This is a genomic window from Cellulomonas bogoriensis 69B4 = DSM 16987 (assembly GCF_000767165.1).
GTDB classification, from domain to species: domain Bacteria; phylum Actinomycetota; class Actinomycetes; order Actinomycetales; family Cellulomonadaceae; genus Actinotalea; species Actinotalea bogoriensis.
The window spans coordinates 1-2,549 of sequence record NZ_AXCZ01000262.1; the positions used below are offsets into that span (position 1 = coordinate 1).

4 protein-coding genes are annotated in these 2,549 nt (G+C 74.5%); 2 read left to right on the plus strand and 2 right to left on the minus strand.

Annotated elements, in window-relative coordinates; all coding sequences use genetic code 11:
* Both N869_RS14330 and N869_RS14335 read left to right on the plus strand, forming a co-directional pair.
* Positions 1–490: CinA family protein (locus N869_RS14330; RefSeq protein WP_035062711.1), on the plus strand; the 490-nt coding region annotated here is incomplete at its 5' end.
* A 208-nt stretch (positions 491–698) separates the two neighbouring features.
* On the plus strand, positions 699–1,037 hold the full coding sequence (locus N869_RS14335; protein WP_035062712.1) for a helix-turn-helix domain-containing protein: 339 nt from the start codon (positions 699–701) through the stop codon (positions 1,035–1,037).
* Between the two features lie 5 nt (positions 1,038–1,042).
* On the opposite strand, the gene N869_RS14340 is transcribed toward N869_RS14335, so the two are convergent.
* Together N869_RS14340 and N869_RS17990 are read right to left on the minus strand one after the other, a co-directional pair.
* Positions 1,043–1,852, minus strand: a complete 810-nt coding sequence (locus N869_RS14340; protein WP_035062713.1) for a DNA-formamidopyrimidine glycosylase family protein — start codon at positions 1,850–1,852, stop codon at positions 1,043–1,045.
* Positions 1,839–2,549, minus strand: a 711-nt coding sequence (locus N869_RS17990; RefSeq protein ID WP_035062715.1) for an Lhr family helicase, incomplete at its 5' end; no start/stop codon positions are given. The genes N869_RS17990 and N869_RS14340, both read right to left, overlap by 14 nt.

A 2,549-nucleotide genomic window follows, 5' to 3' on the forward strand; every position in this document is an offset into this window, starting at 1 on the left:
TCCCTCGCCGACGTCCGCGGGCCGTGTCGTGGCCGGGTTGCGCGCGCGCGGCTGGCACCTGGCGGTCGCGGAGTCCCTGACCGGTGGGTCGGTGTGCGACGCGGTCGTCCAGGTGCCCGGGGCCTCGCAGGTCCTGCGCGGGGGGGTGGTCGCGTACGCCACGGACGTCAAGGCCACCGTGCTGGGGGTGGACGTCGCCGTGCTGGCCGCGCACGGTCCGGTCCACCCGGAGGTCGCGGTCCAGATGGCCCAGGGTGTCAGGAGCCTGCTGGGGGCCGACGTCGGGGCCGCCACGACGGGTGTGGCGGGCCCGGGGCCCGCGGGGGGCGTTCCGGCCGGGACGGTGCTGGTGGCCGTCGCCGGCCCGCGGGGGACGACGGTGCACCGTCTTGACGGGGGTGCGGTGGTCGGCGATCGCGAGGCGGTGCGTGCCCGTGCCCGTGCGCTGTGCCTGGACGCGGTGGTGGCCCATGTGGACGCGGAGGGTTGATCTTCGCGGGAACATGCAGGTGTCGTCCGGTGTTGCCGATGATGTGACCATGACGAGAACGCCGCGACGGAGCCCCCGCGACGGTCGGGGGCCTGCGGGGTACGGTAGGACTTCACCTGGTCGGGGTATGTCGACCGGTACGGCGGTCCGCTCAGGTGATGCCACACTGGACGGCATGACCCCGGTGGTGAGGGAAGGAGGCGGGCAGATGATCGTCCTGAGAAGGGAGATCGGCGACGTCCTCCGTGGTGCGCGCCAACGGCAGGGCCGGACGCTCCGAGAGGTGTCGTCCGCCGCGCGCGTGTCCCTGGGTTACCTCTCCGAGGTCGAGCGCGGCCAGAAGGAGGCGTCGTCCGAGCTCCTGGGGTCGATCTGCGACGCGTTGGACGTGCGCATGTCGGCGGTCCTGCGTGAGGTGAGCGACAGGGTCGCCGTGGCTGAGGGCCTGTCGATCCCCGACACCGTCCCGGCGGACCTGGCCGCGTGCATGCGCCGCGGTGACGAGCGCTGGAGCGAGGAGCGGGCCGCGCTCGCACCTATCGGCTGATCCGGTCATCTCTCCCGTCCTGCCGTCTGGCAGACGGGGCAGTGGAACGCCGGACGTTCACGGGGCGGGCGCCCGACGGGTGCGACCGCCACCGGTGAGCCGCACCGGGTGCACGGCTTGCCCGCCCTGCTGTGGACACGGCTCTGCGTGCCCCGTACCGAGCTACCGGTCGCGGTCGGGGTGGGCGCCGCCACGGACCGGGCCATGAGGTGCCGGGCGGTCATCAGGATGCTCGGCACGTCGACGTCGGCGACGACCGCCCACGGGTAGGTCTGTCGCAGGAACAGCGACTCGGCCATGTAGATGGTGCCGATGCCCGCCACGAGCCTCTGGTCCAGCAGCGCCTCCCCGATGGGCCGGTCGCCGTGGCGTTCGAACGCCGCCAGGGCCTGGGCGAGACCCGCCCCGGGGAAGTCCGCGGCGAGGACGTCGGGGCCGAGGTGACCGACGACGGTCGCCTCGTCGGCGGTGGTGATCAGGTCGAGCATCCCGAGCCTGTGACCGAACGTGGTGTGCCGGCTGGTGCCCAGGACGGCGCGCACGTGCGGGTCGCGGGTGAGTCGGCGGGCCGGGGCGGAGCCTGCGGGTTGGATGATCCAGGACCCCTCCATGCGCAGGTGGGTGTGCAGCGTCCGCCCGTCCTCGAGGCGGGTCAGCAGGTGCTTGCCCACGGGCACGACTGCGGTGACGACCGTGCCGGTCAGGTCCGTCCCGCCCAGGTCGCCCCACCGCAGCTCGCCGGTGGTCAGCTCGTGCCCCACGAGCACCGAGGTGAGCGTCCGGGCGGCCCGGTGCAGGATGTCACCCTCGGGCACGGGCCCGGTCCGGTGTCAGGCGCAGCCCACGAGGGGTGGTGGTGAAACCGGCGGCGAGCAGGGCCATGGCCGCCGGGGTGGCGAGCACCGCCCGTTCCAGGACTTCCGCCCCGTCCAGACGGCTGAGGGTCAGCGGCCCGGTCGTGCCACGGGTCACGGACGTGGCGAGCGCGCCTGCTGCGCGCGCCAGGGCGGCCTGGTCGGCCGTGAAGGTGAGCAGTGACCTGCCGCCCCGTTCGACGTAGAGGACCAGGTCGCCGCCGTCCAGGACGACCAGCGCACCTGCCTTGCGGCCCGGGCGGTGGGCGACGTCGGCGTGGGTCGGCCAGCCGAGGGCCCCGCCGTAGGGGTTCGCCGGGTCGGCCGCGGCGAGGACCACGGGGTCGGGTCGTTCGCCGGGACGGTCGTCCTCCAGAGTGGACGCGTCGTTGCGCAGCTCGTCGACCGCGCCGGGCAGCGCGAACTGCGAGCCGCCCAGGTGCTCCACGAAGTACCCGCGACGGACGTGTCCCGCCTCCTCCATCCCGGCCAGGACGCGGTAGACGGCCGGTGCGCGCTCGCCGAGGCCCTCGACGCCGGAGACCGCCCGGGTCAGGACGCCGTGCCGGTCCAGGAGCTGGGCGGCGAGGGCGTGGGCGCGGACGGTGTCGTCGGGCACCGGGTCGGGGAGCAGCGACCACCGGCCGTTGCGGTCCGC